The organism is Ignavibacteria bacterium, from assembly GCA_025612375.1.
GTDB lineage: Bacteria > Bacteroidota > Ignavibacteria > Ignavibacteriales > SURF-24 > JAAXKN01.
Genome location: JAAXKN010000029.1, coordinates 19,454 through 34,750, shown reverse-complemented (window position 1 = coordinate 34,750; position 15,297 = coordinate 19,454). Strand labels below are relative to the sequence as shown.

Genomic DNA, 15,297 nt, shown 5'->3' with positions numbered 1-15,297 from the left:
TCAGTATTTGTTGTGCTATACTTAGACAAACAAAGGGGGATAGGATGCAAAACCTGGGAAGGACAGTTAGTTATTCAGAAATTTCAACGTGGCTGAGTTGTCGCTACCGTTGGATGTTTGCCTACGAGCAGGATTTGCGACCACTTATCGGCAGTCCTGAGCTTGACCTTGGAACGGTTACGCATGCTTGCCTTGCCGCTATCCATTCATCCGCTTTTGACGGCGTGATGATGCAAAAGAACGCGAAAGACGCGGCTGAGAAGTGGATTGATGAAACTGCCGCCAAACGCACCATGTTAGAGGGCGGCATGCAGGAGTTGCGCAAAACAGCGGAACTTGCTTACCACCTTGCTTTTCGCGCCATGGAGTATATAGGCGTTGACCGTTGGGAAACTGTTTCCTATAACGGCAGTCCGCTGATTGAGCGCACTCTAATCGTTCCATTGGCTTATACCGGAGGGTACAAGTTTATCCCTGACTGGGTTGCGCGAGATCGCGTCACTGGTACAGTATGGGCATTTGACTACAAGGTGCGCAAAACGCTTCAGGAAGAAGACGGTTCTCAGTTCGTGCAACTTCCGACCTACCAAGCGGCATTACACCAGCTTGGAATCAAGGTGGATGGCACAGCAACCTTGCAAATTCGTAATAAATTGCCGACAATCCCGAAGTTAAATAAGGATGGAAGTGTCAGTCGTGAAAACATTACTACTAGTTGGGATATTTATCGCACTTTCGTGATCCAGCACGGCTTGAACGTTTTAGATTATGAGGACATGAAAGATAAGCTGTCAAACGTCAAGTTTTTCAGCATGGATCAGCGTTATCGCAACGAAGAAACCTTGCAACGCATCTGGAGCACCATTGTTGAGCCTGCGGCGCGAGGCATTGCGGAAGGTAGTGTCGGTGCGGTGATGGCGCGGACTGGCTTCAACTGCAACCGTTGCGACTATTGTCCGATTTGTGACGCCATCCTTGATGGCGACGACGTGGAATGGATTAAGTCTGTGCATTATGTGAAGGAGGAGCGCCACAAAAATGCCAAATAGCTATATTGTAACCCCCGATCAAGTGATGGCGAAGGGGTTTAACTTGCTCATTTACGGAAACCCTGGCTGCGGCAAGACGATCCTTGCCGCTTCAGCCCAATATCATCCGAAAATGACCGAAGTGCTAGTGCTGAACATTGAAGGCGGCTTGATGTCCGTGGCGCATAGCTCAGACATTCGCGCTATCGACATTCATAATACGCAAGAAGTGGAGGATATTTTCTGGAAGCTCTACAATCACGACAAGGAATACGCCAAAGTGCGCACGGTCGTGATTGACTCTCTGACGGAATTGCAGACGATTAACTTGGAAGAGATCGTCAGGGAGCGCAACCCGAATAAGCTGGATGATATATACCAGCAGGACTATAAAAAGTCTACCGCTATGCTCAAGCGCATTACTCGCTGGTATAAAGAACTGCCGATGAACTTTATCGCCACTGCCTTGCCAGCCGAAGAATACAGCAAGTCGGAGGACGGCAAGGATCAGTTGTCGGAGATCCACCCGGCAATGACCAAAAAGCTATGCTTGGCGGTTCAGGGTTACATGGACGCGGTGTGGTATATGTATGCCACGGAGACAAAGGTGAAGGGGGAGGAGATTGTTAACCGGCACTTAATGACTCGTGACCATGGCGTATACAAAGGCAAAACAAGGGGCATCAAGTTTTCGCAGGCGTTGGGGTTAAAGGTTGACAACCCAACGATGCCGATGCTTTACGATATGTATGTCAACTCTGAGGTAGAGGAACAGAACGAAAATCTTGCTAATCTTGGCAAGTAGAAAAGAGCAGTGTAATGGCTGGTAATCCTTTTGGCGGCGGTTCTGAGGACGGCTTTTCCGTAGATTTGACGCAGGTTGAGGAGCAGGGTAAAATCCCTGCCGGTACCTATCCTGCGGAAGTGATTGGTCTGGAAAAGACCGTTTCGCAGAACAGCGGCAACCGGATGTGGGTCTGGAAATTCATGATCAACGATGGCGACTATGAGGGCCGCAAGTTTCAGGTCTACTCCGTCTTAACCCCAAAGGGCCTGTGGCGCGTTGCGGAAATTCTGAACGCGCTGCATCTCGGCAAGGCTGGAGAGGAGGTCAACTTTACGCTGGATCAGGTAATCGGCGGTGAGGTGCTTCTGCAGATTGTTGACGATGTATACAACGGTGAACCGCGCAGTTCGGTGAAGCACGTCAAGCCGGTTAGCGAAGAGGTGTAATCTGTTTGGAGGCGATAGCCATACGGCTATCGCCTCCAGTTTTCATTGTAAAGGGGGAGACATGGGAAATATTTACGCTGTTATCGGCTCCCAATATGGGCACGAGGGCAAGGGGGATGTGGTAGCGTGTTTATCTAAAGGGTGCGAGTTGAACGTGCGTTGCGGCAAGCCGGGCATGACGAAGACAACTTACTGGCAGGGCAATAAATACACCACTGAGTTTATCCCTTCCGGCTGGCAGCATGAAGACACGGTGCTCTGCATTGGCAAGGGCACGCGTTTAAATCCGGCGGTCTTTTACGAAGAGTTGCAATACTTATCGAAGTTTGATGCCAACCTGCGCCATCGGATCATTATTGACGGTAGCTGCACTTTATATCACTCCTTCACCATGGTGAAGGATTTTGAACCGTTTGTCAATTTCTGCAAAGACCGCGATATTGAGATTGTAGACAATACCACGAGCTTGATCATCAGCGCCGCCAAACAAGGCGAGGTGATCATTGAGGGCGAAGGCGGCTTTGAGTTATCACCCTATAACGGAAATGGGGTTGTGGAGTCCGCTTACGACACAACCATCAACACGCTTTCTTCGGAAGTTGGGATACCTTTAAGTTTATTGACCGTGTTAATGGTAGTAAGAGCGCGTGCTGTTTCTAATGAAAGAAAAGTGATCGATTTTGATGCGCAATCACTATCACGTGCCGTGTTTGTGAACAGACCGAATGCGTTTATCGCTACTTATCTGGATTACATTAGCCCCAGAGATCGTGATGTTAATGAGTATGACAAGCTCCATCCTTCCAGTATAGCATTTGTTGACTATCTGGAAGGATTATGGCAGATCCCGGTTGCTTATCTTGGCACCGGAAGGGGGGTGTTGATGGCTAACAAAGACACCTCAAAGAATAGGAGAAAAAGCACAAATGCTAAAACCGACCGTAGCGGAGCGAACAAATGCGGAAAGTAAGCTCCCTTTCTTCACCAAGTCTTTTTCAGTGCCGGTGTATGGTTACGACTGCACGCTAGTAATCGGTTCGGTCGAAGAAATGAACGGCTGGATGCAGCGCAAGTTCAAGATCCCTTTTAATTATGAGGATGGCTGGACTGGCTGTTATTTGGAGTTTGCGGCACGTGATAAGTGGAACCGCGTGATTTGGTTGGATGGCTTCAAAGGCCAAAACACTATTTGTGATCTGGTGCATGAGTGCGTGCATGCCGCGAATGGCATTTACGCGGCGATTAACGCAAACCCGGATACCGAGAATGACGAACCGTTCGCCTATTTAGTAGGGCATATTTTTGAGCAGTGCATAAATATTCTTTCACAAAGGAGTGCCGCTGATGCAAAAGCCAAAACAGCCGCAGCCTGAGACACCTACCGTAATTCAGGGCAAGGACTTGTTCGCCAGTCCCAACTACGCCACGGACTTGATTGTTCCCTATCTTCGCCATGTGGTAGAGAGCGAGGAGTATATCTGGGAGCCTGCAGTTGGCGAGGGGAAAATTTATGATCGCTTACAGTCATACGGCTTTCATGTCTGTGGCAGCGATATTAGCGGCGATTGGTTACGTTTTAATTTTGTCACTGATCACCTAGATAACATGGGCCGTATTGGTGCGATTGTGACAAATCCGCCATTCTCTTTGAAAAAGAAGTTTGTCTATAAAGCGATTGAATACGGACTTCCGTTCGCGTTTTTAATCCCGTGCGAAGCGTGCCAGTGGTTTTTAGACGCGGTGAAGGATTATCACTGCCAAATATTGGTGCCGACACGCCGGATTGATTTCATTACACCAACTGGAAAGTCCGGGAAAAAGTCAAGCGCCAAGTTTCATTCGTGTTGGTTTACTAGTGGTTTTAATCTGCCGAGTGACTACACGGTTGTGGAGCTTTCTAACGAAACAAAGAAACGAGATATTTAGTGGTTCTCACATTACAGAATTATCAAGAAAACATCGCAGAATCTCACGGCTTGGCGATGTTGGCCTTTACTGCCAAATGGTGCTCCTCCTGTAAGGCGATGTATCCGATCATGGAGCGGGCTGACTGGCTGCGCATTTATCTAGTTGATGCGGAAGAGGAGGAGAAGTTGGTGCAACAGTTTGGCGTACAAAGCCTGCCGACTTTCATTCTGTTTCGTGACGGTTGCATCATTAGTGAACTGCGTGGCAAGGTAAAGTCAGAACTGTTTCTTGCATGGGCGAGAGGGGATAATCCGTAATGAAAAAGCCGGTCGTATATGTTGCAGGCCCTTATCGCGATGCGAGAGGGCCTTGGTTTATGCGCCAGAATATCTATCGCGCTTCGTTGGTTGCGGCCCATCTTTGGGCCGCTGGCTTTCCAACAATCTGTCCGCACACTAACTCTGCGTTCATGGACGGCATTGCCGCAGATAACGTGTGGCTAGAGGGATATATACGCATCTTAGAATTATGTGATGTGGTTGTATTCTTGCCACATGAAAATAGCGAAGGTTCCAAAGCAGAACATTCACGCGCAGTCAATCTCAAAAAGAGTGTTTATGAGATGGATTCTGTTGACCCTGAAGACATCGACAAGCTCATTCGCCATCTGGATGTTGTTGCGCATGTTCTTGGTTAGTGTTATAATAAGGGGGTAACATGATCAAGAAACTACCGCCTGATGGCACGCGAGTTCACGTTTCTGGTTTTGGTTGCGGCAGGATTGTGCAAACCACAAAAGAGATGTGGCGTAACGGCTTTGTGATTGTCATGCTGGAACACACACCGCCAGTTGAGTATAACATGGGAACTAATCCGGCACTAGTGTTACGAAGATGGCTACAGGCGCTCAAGCCAAAACCGCCATATAAGGGGGAGAAGAGATGAAAATTATTTATGCTGTACTGGGAATTGTATGCTTTGTAGGCGGAATTGTTAATATTAGGAGCGATCCACAAGTAGCAACAATCAACTTTCTGTGTTCGGCGCTTATGTTGCATATTACGGGGGAGAAGTGACAGATAGCAATTTCGTTCATTTACATGTGCATACCGACTACTCGCTGCTTGACGGCGCAGCGCAGATTGGCGATCTGGTCGCTGCGGCCTACGACATGGAACAACCAGCTTTAGCCATCACCGACCACGGTAACATGTATGGCGCGGTGGAGTTCTATGATGCCTGCGTAGAGCAAGGAATAAAGCCGATTATCGGTTATGAGGCGTACCTTGCCAGACGCACCATGAAAGATAAGGAGGCGGAAGACCGTTCTTCATATCACCTAACACTCCTGGCGATGAATGAGACTGGCTACCGAAACTTGATTAAGCTGTCTAGCAAAGCATCGCTAGACGGCTTTTATTATAAGCCAAGGGTCGATAAAGAACTACTCTCCGAGTATCACGATGGAATCATTTGTTTGTCCGGGTGCATGATGGGCGAGGCGTCACAGGCCCTCCTCCATGGTGATCCGAATGGTGTAGTAGCGGCGCTTCAATGGGGCAAACAAATTTTTGGTGATCGTTTCTATTGCGAATTGCAAATGCACGGTTTGGACGGACAGCAGGAGTTGTGCGAGGCGCTGCAAAAACTGGCTGATGCACTTGCTATCCAGTGCGTAGCCACTAATGACGTGCATTACCTGGATCGCCAGGGCTACGAAACCCAAGAGCTGTTACTTTGCACGCAAACGCACACTACGCTTGATGATCCAAAGCGTATGCGCTTCGGTTCAAGCGAACTTTACCTGAAAAGCGGCGAAGAAATGGGCAAGTTGTTCCAACCGGAATACCTTGCCAACACAGTAGAGGTCGCCGAACGCTGCAATTTGCAGATCGAAAAACAACTACTGTTCCCGGAATACCAAACACCGGACGGCAGCGAGGCGGAAGTTTATCTGCGCAAGGTGGCCTTTGATGGTTTCGTCGTCAAGTACCCGAACTACACGCCGGAACTACTCAGTCGGCTCAACTACGAACTGGACGTGATTTGCAAAAAGGGCTTCGCGCCTTACTTCCTGGTGGTGCTCGATTTCATCACCTTTGCTCGTAGTCGTGGTATCCTGGCGCAAGCGCGTGGTTCTGCGGCTGGCAGTATCGTTGCTTATTCGCTCGGTATCTCGCTAGTTGAGCCAATCACCAACGACCTGATGTTTGAGCGATTTCTGCGCGTGGACGGCAAGAAGATGCCGGATATTGATGTAGACTTCTGCGATAACCGCCGTGGTGAAATCCTACAATACGTCTCCGACAAGTATGGCGCGGATCACGTCGCGCAGATTATCACTTTTGGACGCATGGGCGCAAAGGCAGCGGTGAAAGATTCCGCCCGCGCCATGGGGTGTGACTTTGCTACGGCAAACTGGCTGTCCAGTAAAATGCCGGACGTGGGCAGTATAGAGAAAGCATTTCAAGACGATCCGACGCTTTGGAACAGCCTGAATCAACACGCCAAAGAGGTTGTCACGAAGGCTTTCACCATTGAGGGGTTGTGCCGCAGCGCAGGAACGCATGCCGCTGGAGTAGTGATCTCTCGCGTGCCTGTGACGGACGTTTGCCCATTGCAGGCCAGCAAAGGCTCGACGTTGCCAACCACGCAGTTCGATTGGCGCACCGTCGAGCGTATCGGCTTAGTAAAAATGGACTTCCTTGGGGTGACCTACCTAACGGTTGCGGCTAAGGCGCAGGAGATCATCCGTGACCTCCATGGCGTAGAATTAAAATTGGAGGACATCCCGCTCGATGATCAGGATGTCTACAAAATGCTCGCCATGGGGGAGACGGACGGAGTTTTCCAGGTAGAGAGCGATGGCATGCGCAAAATGTTGGCGCAACTCAAGCCAACCTGCTTCGCTGATCTGGTGCCACTCCTCGCCTTGTATCGCCCTGGCCCACTCCAATCCGGCATGGCGCAAGACTTTATGAAACGCCGTCACGGGAAAGCCCAAATCACTTATTTGCACCCGATCCTGGAGCCGATCCTGAAATCGACTTACGGCATCTTGCTCTATCAGGAGCAGGTGATGCGGATCGCGATGGATATGGCTGGCTTTGACTCCATCGAAGCCGAGGGCTTGATGAAAGGGATGGGGAAAAAGAAGCCTGAGATCATGGCGCAATATCGTGATAAGTTTGTTGACGGTGCAGTTATCAATGATGTTGACGAAAAGGTTGCTTCACAGATATATGAGTTGATGGCTAAGTTCGCAGGGTATGGATTTAATAAATCACACGCTGCTGCTTATGCACTTCTCATGTATCATACAGCGTGGGTTAAGTTACACTATCCTGCTGAGTATATGACTGCTATCCTCACTTGCCATTCTGATGATAAGGTGAAGGTTGCACACTATGTCTCGGTAGCAAAACGCATGGGGATCCCGGTGCTGAAGCCGGACGTGAACGAGAGTGAGGCCGGGTTTAGCTGCCGGATTGACGGCCAACCGTCAATTCTAGCCGGGTTGTCCTGCATCGAACGCCTGAGCGAAGCAAGCATGGCGGAAATCGAGCGTATCCGGCAGGATGGGCCGGTCACTTCGCTACTCGATTTCTGTAAACGGGTGCAGAATGCGCGTGCCGTCAACAGCGCGGTAATCAAGAACATGATCGAATATGGCGCGTTTGATCGCTTCGCAGTGCGCAGTCAAATGCTCGAAAAGTTTGATCTGGTCTTGCGTGAAGCAAAGCGGTACAAGACGGCTATCGCAAAGGGGAAAACGTGCGAGTGCGATGAAGCCAAGTTTGGCTTTACAGCCCCGGTGCAACGCCAGGAAAAGCCAAAGTCAACGCCAGCCGGTGAGCAAATTATTTTACGCGCTCCCCGTTGTGGCAAACAAATGTTACTAAGTCTCGCAGTCATGGCAAAACGCTATGAAGGTGACTGCGTATTGGTAATCAAACACGATGGCGAGGACATCTTACTGCCCGGAGTGCGAAACGACGCGAAGTTTCTCAAGCGGATAGAGGCTTTAACGGACGGAGCGGTGGTTCAAAACTAGAAAAGGCCCGGTCAAGTGACCGGGCCTTTTCTTTTAGTCGTGTTCGACTTCAACACGCACGTTCGGCATAATGCCAAAGAAATTTTCGGCAAATTCCTTCATCTTACGGCAGAGTTCATCGTAATCTGGTGTGTCTTGCGGTTCGTCTGTAGTCTCTTCTTGCATCTCCGCCTCATTAAGCCGCTCCTGGTAGGATTTCAGGTTGAACGGCGGCTGAGACAAATCCACCATGCGGACGCCAGCCTCACGCGCTACTTGATACACTCGCGGATCGTCAGTATAGTAACCGGCATAATACACGGTGTAAATACCGGCATTGGCAATCGCTTTGATGCAGTTGTAGCACGGTAAGGCGGTGACATACATATCAGCATCTTTGGTGCGCACGCCATTTTTCGCCGCCTGGATGATCGCATTCATTTCCGCGTGGAGGCATCTCTGACAGTGAAAATTCTCTACTTCGCAGCCAACATCATCGCAGTGCGGAGCGCCAGGGGCGCTGCCGTTGTAGCCGGTGGAGATCACATTCTTATCGCGCACAATCACCGCACCATGGTGAGCACGGGTGCAGGTTGAGCGCGTTGCTGCCTTGATTGCCAAGTCCAAGAAATACTCGTGCCAGGAAGGGCGCATATTGTCTTTAGAAGCTAGTCCAGTGTGTAGATAATTCATTGTTTTTTCTCTCCCAATCTGTTAGACTTCCAGTGTGAGGGTTGACCGAAAACAGACTGCAGCGGCCATCCAGCCCTTAACCTACTAGAAATGGTGCTTGATCGGATTCCTAGTTTTTTACTCCATTCAGCGATTGAATGGGTTTCTCCATTAAAACTGATGTTGCGCTGGTGTAAAGAATAGCGATTTTTATCCTCTAATGTGCCCCAAATGCAGTTTGATGGGCAAAAATCCTTTGTCTTATCCCTTCTCACGAAATATGGCCGATCATCAGGGCGACGGCCCATGCTGCGCAGAAAGCCGCGAAAGGTGCTCCATTCTTCGGCGACTTTGATGCCCAAAGCGCCACAATTTTTATACTGACTGGAATAACGATTGTAGCAGCTTTGGTGAATACGTTTCCATATCGCGTATTCCGGCATCTGAGTCGGAAGCATTAGACGGTCTTTTGATTCCATGCACTCCTCCCACAAAATCTTTGTCCTTCATTGCAATACGGATCCATGCCAGCCATATTGCGTAATACACATGAAGGCGCGAGAAATTTGGCGATTTCTGGAAATACTTCGCCAATTTGCTCAACTTCTTGCATGCTGGCCTCTCGAATTTCATCTTGCGCGTTAAGGCACAGCCGCGTGGCGTATTTGTGCTGCAGGTCAGCGAGAGATCCGGTTTCAGTCATGCGAATGTTGAGCGCATTCGGTAAAATGTAGACAAAGCCCTCCTCATTGTTAAGTATATTAGCACAATGCCAACTAACCTCCATGGCGTGCTCGAATACATCTCTGGCCTTGGAATGTTTGGCGATCATTTTTGGCATCGTGCAATCCGGTTGACTGCCAATGTAGTTACTGAGCAGTGGCCTGCTGGCGCTCACCATGCGGTGACGTTGGTTTTGTGAGTCCGCCGTATGGCTGAGCCGCTTGGCAAACGTGAAGTGCGCGTGCGTTAAACAAGCGCCAAGTTTCGTTTGACGGGTTGGGCGCAATGTTTCTGCCAGGGCCGGAGAGTAAGCAGGATTTAGCGCATGCTCCAACGCCATTTGGTCGCTCATTTCGCTAGGGAATAACCCAAGCACGTCGCGCACTGCCGTGGCGGTCACGTAAGCCGCGTCGTTCGTGTAAGTGAATAGTCTGCTCATCCGCCCGCCTAGCGCCATGTCGAAAGAGCGGATATACTTTTCCGTGCTCCCGAAACGACGATGGTATTCTTCCGGGTAGTCTGGATACTCCAGATTGCAGGAGAGCAGAGCGCGGTATTTCGGTTCGGAGTTGCAGACAGCCTGCACCATTTTGGTAGCGACTATATCCTGTTCTTCTTTGGCGTCTCCGGTATTGCGCAGGTGCCAATACCGCATCAGCGTGGTCGCATCTACCGTGTGATAAAGCCGTGTAGTCATGCAAATTGGCAAGACGTAGCGGGCATTCTCCATGGCGATCTTGCTGGTTTGACTATACCAATCGCGCTCATTCTTTTTGCGTGCCGGAAAACGCTTAAAATACTCTTCGCAAGCAGGCTGAAAAAGCAGGTCACATAATTGGTAGTAGCACAGGATCATTTCTTCTACCGTGCTTTTGTAGATCGCCGCTGCCTTATCCGACATCGAAGGGGTGACATAACCAACAACACCGGCATCGACATACCGTTGTGATTGTTGGCTGCTATTGTAAAACGGATGCGTGTGCAGGAACGACCAGACAAAATGCCTTGACACCCCACTAATGGCGAAGGTGAAATTCGCATGTTGATTTACCGTATGGTGTCCAGCTTGATAGATGCCTTTTGAAAAATCTTCACCAACATGATCTACTTCGTCTGGAGTGACGAAATCTTTGGCGTAGCAGGTTTTCGCTGCGGCCACGCCGGTTTGGAAGGTTTTGCGCGGGGCGTCAATCAACTGAACAATCGGGTCAAACGTTGGCATTTCGACCTCTTCCTACCCTAACGGCTAGGGTTCAAGTGCTCGGTTAGGGTGCTTTAGTCTAACACGCCAGGGCGATTATGTCAAGGGCTTTCACATAGAAAAAGCGTCACTGACTATTCTCAGTGACGCTTTTCCCAACACGTAAACGTGTCACATAAACATATCTGCAAGTTTGTTTGCAAAGGCAATACGGACATCGCGATTAACTAACGCTTTTGCATCCTGCTTGTTGTCGAGGTAGCCAATTTCCAACAAGGCGGCACGCCCTTTGAAACTGAGCACGGCAAGATGTTTGTACTGGCTGTTATACTCAGGCTTCACCCCGCGATTTTTCAGGCCGGTAGCCTCTACTGCGGCATTGCAAACGGCATTAGCAAACTCCTGGTCGCCATTATCACGATAGAAAGCCTCCACTCCCGCGCCGCCACCGGCATTGCAGTGAATCGCCAGGAAGTGTGTGCAACCTGCTGCCTCGGCACTTGGAGCACGTTTGGTGAGCGGCATGTTTGTTTGGCCGGTATGCGTCACAAAACAACCAATGCCGCGTTGCATAAAGATAAAGCGGATTGTTTCCGCCCATTTTTCAGCGATCTTCGCTTCAATCAAACCGCCGTTTACTGCGCCCGTATCAAACTTGCCGTAATGCGTGTTTCCCATACCGTGTCCAGGATCGATGCCAAGTTTCTTTTCAGCCATTACTTCTCTTCCTTTTTATCCTTCTCAATTTTCAACACGTCTTCGTTAATCCCTAATTCTTCCAGTGGAATATTCAATCGCGCTAATAGCGAAGTGATAACTAATTTCACTCCAGTCATTGCCTCACCAATACCGCCGGTGCTCTCCTTCAGGTCGTCTAGGCTCACCTTGACCCCATAAAGAACCTGCGTATTTTCTTTCAATACCTTAATCAAAATGGTGGCAAACCAAATCACAAACACTAACATACCAACAAAAACAAGTTTGTAGTAATCAACATCTTGGATAAACTGCAAAATTAAACCAAGATTATGCTCATTCATTATGCTTATCCATTTCTGCTTGCGCACTGACAACTAACAGAAGTATTGCATATTTGAATATGTTCACCCCCTAAAAGTAGAACGACGCTTGGATATTAAACTGCCTGCACGCGTCTTTCGCCATGGAGAGATTAGCCTGTAGTGGTTCGGCTACGCCAGGAGCGCGAAGACTGTGCTGCTTCTTGTCCATCCATGGCGATTCGCCACCGCCACATTCTGCGTTATAGGTAATATATGTTGCGCCGGTATGGTGCGCGAGTTCGGCAACCGCCGCCATGTCAGAAAGGTTTGCGGAAGTGACAGTCATGGTGTAGCCATGACGGATGCCGCTATCGACAATAGCCTCCAGGTTGGAGCGGAACCGTTCCCAGGTGTCCTGACCGCGCAAACTTTCGTAGGCTGCTTTGGTCGCGCCGTCTACCGAAATATTGACAACGGAAAGCATGTCTTTAAGCGGCAGTATTTTTTCACGCAAGGTTAAGCCATTGGTAGTCATGCGAATTTTTGCGCCATTCGCTTCACGGATTAAATTCAATACGCGCTCATAACGAGGTGATACGGTAGGCTCTCCTCCCACCAACTCCACCACCAGGGCACGGCGGCAGAATTCCACGATCTGTGAAGCGTTGCGCTCCACGTCTATCCCCTCACGTCCCCACCAGGGATGAGAGCGGTCATCGGTCTGCCAGCAGTGAGCACAGCGCAAGTTACACACGTAATCAAGACAAAGCGCCAGATCGAGGGGATAATGCCGTACAACCGTCTCCCCTAAGCGAAAACTTTCCTGGGCAGCGATCATGTTGGCGCGTTGTAGCTCGGTCAAGCCTTGCGCGTCTGTGCCAACCCCATAGATGAAAAACGGACAGGGGCCGCGCTCACCGTCTCGTGTTACGTCTTTACAAGCAACTGTCTGCCCTTGGGACGCCATCACAGATCGGGCGGCGACCATGACTACGGAATTCCAAGTATTCCACAACTCATCCTCTGGTTTGGCTGGTCGCCATTGACTGTGGGTGTAACTGCGCTGCTCCGCCCAACAGCACGAAAAATATTGCCCGGTGCCGTAGTAGAGCCGCATCCAGGGAGAGGCGCAACACTCACTCGTTGTCATCACCGTCTCTAGCTTTGATTTCAACATTAACGTCAAATACCTGGCCGTCTATTTTTATTACGGCTACTTTGTTGATCTCCACCCGTTTATTTTTTATTAATTCAGTCTTATCGAATAATTGTTTGATAAATACCATAAATAGGCTTTTTAACATGATAATCCTTTATATATAAAATAAAAAAATGGGGGGCTTAGGCTAAATCCGGGAGAACAGAAAGCTCTAAAAAACCGGTGTTAGGAAACGTCAAAACAGCCCCGCCAGAAAACGTAACCTGCCACTCTACGTCATAGGAGCCTGCGGCGGAGATGTCGTTGGTAGCGAGAGTGTAACTCACTACACCGTTAGGCGCGTCGGTAATCGTCGCTGCCTTGTTGACCACGGTACCGGTGTTGCGGCAGCGCAAGTGGATCTGCACCGCTGCGCCGGTGAGATTATAAGCCGCGCCAGTATTGTCCTTCAGCGTGGCCTCCATCGGCGGCAGCGTGTCGTGCAATTTAATCGTATAATCAGCCATTTTTCACCTCTACAGTTGTATTCTTGCTTTGTATGCCAACTTGATTATTACTGGATGCGGGATTTGCCCCGGTCACGGAATTCACCACATCCAGGACGCCGGGCTGTTGTTTGACTAGCGAGAGCACTGCATACACTCTACGAGTATTATTGTTAATATTAAAAATACGGGTGTATGGTTCGTAGCCGCGTTTAGTGATCGTCAGGGTGAATGGATCGAGGTGTGAGCGAACCTGTACGCCATCAACTCCCCGTGCCGTGTATGTAGTGACCAGCAAGCCATTCGCTGGAAAGGCGTCGCCATCGTATATAATACTTCCCGTGGAATTCACCAGGGTAGCGTGAGCGCCATCAATCGCGTTGCCGTCGGTATCCGCAACCGATAATATTACGGTGTATTGCGCGTGGATCGTATTGGTGAGCGACCCGTTATTGACCTGAGTATCGTAATCTACAAAATCACAGTCCTGCGCATAGACGGTTAGGTTATAATTTACCGCGCTCGCTTTCTTGTCACTACCAAAATCAGTATTGGTAATACGGGCATCAGGTGTTCCTAAGTAGACTCCGCCCGCATTGGCGATTAGCAAGTTAGAGATCGCCATGAGTTTGGAATAGAAATACGTTGACCGCCCGTTGCATTCCAGGGTGGTGTCTAGGATTTGGCCGGTAGAATTGCTTGGAAAGTAATACGCATCTCCGGATAAAATGCTGTTACGTATGTCGCAAACACTTGATATTGAAACCTCGTTAAAAGACCCCTGTGGTTTCCAAAAAAACGAATCGTACATATTGAAGGTCGAAGCAGCACTCCACGTGTTATACGGTTGGGTGTTTGAATACGGGTAATAACGCAAGGTCGCTCCATTAGCGGACATCCCGTTGACCAGGTTTCCCAATTGCAATTTGGAAGCGCCAACCATCTGGAGCGATCTGAGATTAGTCGCGGTTCCAATCGTTACAAAGCAATTAGATAACTGCCAGGTTGCTGCAGCCGATTTCCCGATAAACACATTCGAGTCTATTTGGTAGGCGTTATTGATGCTGGAAACAACGCCCCAACCGTTAGTGTCGCTTGTTGTCTGCAAATCCGCAGGGGTGTAGACCGCGCCGTCTAAATGCAACGCCCAATCCAATACCGTTGCCGTTAACCCAGAATTCGCGCCACCCTCAGTCAAGCCAGAAACAGCCGTAATGCGGCAACGAATTGCGACGCCTTGATCGGGATACGATTTCACGTAGGCGATGCTCATCGCGTTTGGCACTGAAAACGACACCGTGCCCGAATTGCGAAACGCGTTCGTGCCGTCATTAACATCAGGGATAGCCGACCAGGAGTATGAGTTTATTGCGTACTCCCAGACAACGCTAATTGAGGCAGCAACAAGGGGTGTGGTGATGTTTAGGGTGAGGTTGTGCCAAGGGAATTGGTTGGTCGCAAAAACCATGCAATCACCGACAGCCGCGTCCTCGGGGAACAAATCGAAATTGGTTGTGCTGGCTCGTTTAGCGTAAGTGTTGGTGTTTTTCTTGTAGTAGTAAATACGGTCAATATTCGCCGGTTGATCAAACGTTATTGCCATTGATGACACCCCTCAATATATTAATCTGGGCCTCTAAATCGGCGGTGTCTTGCAGCGGCAGCAGCACAACATATTGTTGCTTATCTTGCTGGAGAGACTCTCTCCAACGCAATAATTCCTCGGCATCCTGGTTTGCCCGCTGTATATTTGCCAGTTCGTTTTCCAACTCGGAAAGTCGCACAACCTGCGTATTTTGCGCAATAATCTCTATCGTGTCCTGGTCAATAACTCGATATTCAGCCATTTTGCCC

19 protein-coding genes are annotated in these 15,297 nt (G+C 49.5%); 10 read left to right on the top strand and 9 right to left on the bottom strand.

Annotation, left to right across the window (positions count from 1 at the left end; genetic code table 11):
• The first annotated feature begins 44 nt into the window (after window positions 1–44).
• The 10 genes from HF312_15535 (at window position 45) to dnaE (ending at window position 8,223) form a co-directional block, all read left to right on the top strand.
• Window positions 45–1,049: a PD-(D/E)XK nuclease family protein gene (locus HF312_15535; protein MCU7521631.1), complete on the top strand. Its 1,005-nt coding sequence runs from the start codon at window positions 45–47 to the stop codon at window positions 1,047–1,049.
• Window positions 1,039–1,833: an AAA family ATPase gene (locus HF312_15530; GenBank protein ID MCU7521630.1), complete on the top strand. Its 795-nt coding sequence runs from the start codon at window positions 1,039–1,041 to the stop codon at window positions 1,831–1,833. The genes HF312_15535 and HF312_15530 overlap by 11 nt, the downstream gene beginning before the upstream one ends.
• A gap of 14 nt (window positions 1,834–1,847) precedes the next feature.
• Window positions 1,848–2,261, top strand: coding sequence for a DUF669 domain-containing protein (locus HF312_15525; protein ID MCU7521629.1), 414 nt, complete (start codon window positions 1,848–1,850; stop codon window positions 2,259–2,261).
• 61 nt (window positions 2,262–2,322) lie between these two features.
• Window positions 2,323–3,231 carry a hypothetical protein gene (locus HF312_15520; protein MCU7521628.1) on the top strand — a complete coding sequence of 303 codons (909 nt, stop codon included), beginning with the start codon at window positions 2,323–2,325 and terminating at the stop codon, window positions 3,229–3,231.
• Window positions 3,188–3,634: a hypothetical protein gene (locus HF312_15515; protein MCU7521627.1), complete on the top strand. Its 447-nt coding sequence runs from the start codon at window positions 3,188–3,190 to the stop codon at window positions 3,632–3,634. The genes HF312_15520 and HF312_15515 overlap by 44 nt, the downstream gene beginning before the upstream one ends.
• Window positions 3,606–4,187, top strand: a complete 582-nt coding sequence (locus tag HF312_15510; protein ID MCU7521626.1) for a hypothetical protein — start codon at window positions 3,606–3,608, stop codon at window positions 4,185–4,187. The genes HF312_15515 and HF312_15510 overlap by 29 nt, the downstream gene beginning before the upstream one ends.
• Window positions 4,187–4,486: a thioredoxin family protein gene (locus tag HF312_15505; protein MCU7521625.1), complete on the top strand. Its 300-nt coding sequence runs from the start codon at window positions 4,187–4,189 to the stop codon at window positions 4,484–4,486. The genes HF312_15510 and HF312_15505 overlap by 1 nt, the downstream gene beginning before the upstream one ends.
• Window positions 4,486–4,866 carry a hypothetical protein gene (locus tag HF312_15500; GenBank protein MCU7521624.1) on the top strand — a complete coding sequence of 127 codons (381 nt, stop codon included), beginning with the start codon at window positions 4,486–4,488 and terminating at the stop codon, window positions 4,864–4,866. Before HF312_15505 ends, HF312_15500 begins: the two co-directional genes overlap by 1 nt.
• A gap of 20 nt (window positions 4,867–4,886) precedes the next feature.
• Complete coding sequence (locus HF312_15495) at window positions 4,887–5,114, top strand: hypothetical protein (GenBank protein MCU7521623.1); 228 nt, start codon at window positions 4,887–4,889, stop codon at window positions 5,112–5,114.
• Between the two features lie 127 nt (window positions 5,115–5,241).
• A complete protein-coding gene (gene dnaE, locus HF312_15490; GenBank protein ID MCU7521622.1) occupies window positions 5,242–8,223 on the top strand; it encodes a DNA polymerase III subunit alpha in 2,982 nt (993 codons plus the stop codon).
• Between the two features lie 33 nt (window positions 8,224–8,256).
• On the opposite strand, the gene HF312_15485 is transcribed toward dnaE, so the two are convergent.
• From HF312_15485 to HF312_15445, 9 genes are all read right to left on the bottom strand, one after another.
• Window positions 8,257–8,856: a dCMP deaminase family protein gene (locus HF312_15485; protein MCU7521621.1), complete on the bottom strand. Its 600-nt coding sequence runs from the start codon at window positions 8,854–8,856 to the stop codon at window positions 8,257–8,259.
• 35 nt (window positions 8,857–8,891) lie between these two features.
• Entirely contained in the window at window positions 8,892–9,353 is a 462-nt protein-coding gene (locus HF312_15480) for a hypothetical protein (protein MCU7521620.1), read from the bottom strand.
• Window positions 9,332–10,819, bottom strand: a complete 1,488-nt coding sequence (locus HF312_15475; protein ID MCU7521619.1) for an FAD-dependent thymidylate synthase — start codon at window positions 10,817–10,819, stop codon at window positions 9,332–9,334. The genes HF312_15480 and HF312_15475 overlap by 22 nt, the downstream gene beginning before the upstream one ends.
• 150 nt (window positions 10,820–10,969) lie before the next feature.
• Complete coding sequence (locus HF312_15470) at window positions 10,970–11,515, bottom strand: N-acetylmuramoyl-L-alanine amidase (protein MCU7521618.1); 546 nt, start codon at window positions 11,513–11,515, stop codon at window positions 10,970–10,972.
• A complete protein-coding gene (locus HF312_15465; protein ID MCU7521617.1) occupies window positions 11,515–11,838 on the bottom strand; it encodes a hypothetical protein in 324 nt (107 codons plus the stop codon). The genes HF312_15470 and HF312_15465 overlap by 1 nt, the downstream gene beginning before the upstream one ends.
• Window positions 11,839–11,908: 70 nt before the next feature.
• Window positions 11,909–12,976 (bottom strand): radical SAM protein, encoded by a 1,068-nt coding sequence (locus tag HF312_15460; protein MCU7521616.1) that lies wholly within the window; start codon window positions 12,974–12,976, stop codon window positions 11,909–11,911.
• A gap of 164 nt (window positions 12,977–13,140) precedes the next feature.
• Window positions 13,141–13,464 (bottom strand): BppU family phage baseplate upper protein, encoded by a 324-nt coding sequence (locus HF312_15455; GenBank protein ID MCU7521615.1) that lies wholly within the window; start codon window positions 13,462–13,464, stop codon window positions 13,141–13,143.
• Complete coding sequence (locus HF312_15450; protein MCU7521614.1) at window positions 13,457–15,046, bottom strand: hypothetical protein; 1,590 nt, start codon at window positions 15,044–15,046, stop codon at window positions 13,457–13,459. Before HF312_15450 ends, HF312_15455 begins: the two co-directional genes overlap by 8 nt.
• A complete protein-coding gene (locus HF312_15445; protein ID MCU7521613.1) occupies window positions 15,030–15,290 on the bottom strand; it encodes a hypothetical protein in 261 nt (86 codons plus the stop codon). The genes HF312_15450 and HF312_15445 overlap by 17 nt, the downstream gene beginning before the upstream one ends.
• Between the last annotated feature and the right edge of the window lie 7 nt (window positions 15,291–15,297).